Source organism: Spirillospora sp. NPDC049652 (genome assembly GCF_040675125.1).
Taxonomy (GTDB): domain Bacteria; phylum Actinomycetota; class Actinomycetes; order Streptosporangiales; family Streptosporangiaceae; genus Spirillospora.
This window is the reverse complement of record NZ_JBFAOF010001492.1, coordinates 1-1,226: the sequence shown is the minus strand read 5'-3', so window position 1 is coordinate 1,226 and position 1,226 is coordinate 1. Positions and strand designations below refer to the sequence as shown.

1 protein-coding gene and 2 pseudogenes are annotated in these 1,226 nt (G+C 74.2%); all 3 read left to right on the top strand.

Annotation, left to right across the window (positions count from 1 at the left end; translation table 11 throughout):
• Positions 1–464 (top strand): annotated as a pseudogene (locus AB0J52_RS41390) (hypothetical protein); the annotation flags it as partial.
• A gap of 16 nt (positions 465–480) precedes the next feature.
• Complete coding sequence (locus AB0J52_RS41385) at positions 481–921, top strand: hypothetical protein (RefSeq protein WP_500188742.1); 441 nt, start codon at positions 481–483, stop codon at positions 919–921.
• Positions 918–1,226: pseudogene (locus tag AB0J52_RS41380) on the top strand (hypothetical protein); the annotation flags it as partial. The gene AB0J52_RS41385 and the pseudogene AB0J52_RS41380, both read left to right, overlap by 4 nt.

Here is a 1,226-nt window from a genome sequence, read left to right as displayed (position 1 = left end):
TCCGATCTTGGGGCTGGTACCACCCGGTCCAGGCGATCGTGGAGAAGGTCGAGCCGACCATGGACGGGCGGCTGCTGAGCCACACCCGCGGCGACGACGGCGCCTACAACCGGCTCGTCTCCGACTTCGTCATCGACTGCACCGGGCTCGAAGCCGACATGGCCGAGCACCGCGTGCTGGACGACCTGCTGCGCAACGGCGGCGCGCGCCGCAACGGCGCCGGGCGGCTCGCGGTCGGGCCGAACTTCGAGGTGCTCGGCACCGCGAGCGGCGACGGCGCCCTGTACGCGTCGGGCGCCGCGACCGGCGGGAACCACTTCCTCGCCGTGGACAGCTTCATGGGCATGCAGACCGCCGCGCTGGACATCGCCGCCGACCTCGCCGCGCGCGGGTTCGTCAAGCGGCTCGGGCCCGTGCGGTCCACGAACCAATGGCTGAAGTGGGCCCTGAACCGCTCGATCTAGAGAAAGTAGTGCGTAGGTGACCCCCACTCTCGCCGGCCGGATCCAGACCCGGCTGTTCATGCTCGCCACCGTGGGCGTGGTGCTGACCGCGCTCATCGCCCCGGTGCTGCCCGGCACCAAGGGCGGCCTGGGGGCGACCTACAAGGCCGCGTTCGCCATGCTGCTGGCGGTCGCGCTCGTCGGCGTCGTCTGGGAGCTGCTGTACCACCTGCTGATGCAGTTCCGCTGGGACAAGGACTGGCCGACGCTGTTCGGGCTGGTCACGATCGTGCCCGAGGGCGTGGTGATGTTCCTGCTGCTGCGGGCCGGGGTCGTTCCCGGCGTCGGGGGCGGGGTCGCGGTGTCCACGTTCGCCACGATGTTCGTGTTCGTGTGGATCGGCGTCTGGCTGGTCTCCAACGGGCCGCTGCGCGTGCCGTTCGTGCAGTGGCGGCTCCGCGGCGGGCGGCTGCTGTGACCGCGCAGCCGGGGGACGGCGCCCCGCCCGCGCCGGTCGTCCGGCCGCTGCCGGGGGACGGCCTGGTCGCGCGCGAGGGCGGGTTGTCGCTGGTCTGCGCGCTGCCCGGCGCGGCGGCCGCGGCCGTCGTGGACGGGCTGCTGCGCGCGCTGCAGGAGGCCGCCGCCGCGGGCGAGGGCGGACGCGAACTGGTGAGCCGGGTCATCGGCGTCCTGTCGGCCTCGGACGAGTCGGACGGCGGCCCCCTGGCCTGCGCCGCCGCCGGGCCCACCCCGGACGGCGGCGTCGCGGTGCTGGTCGGCGGC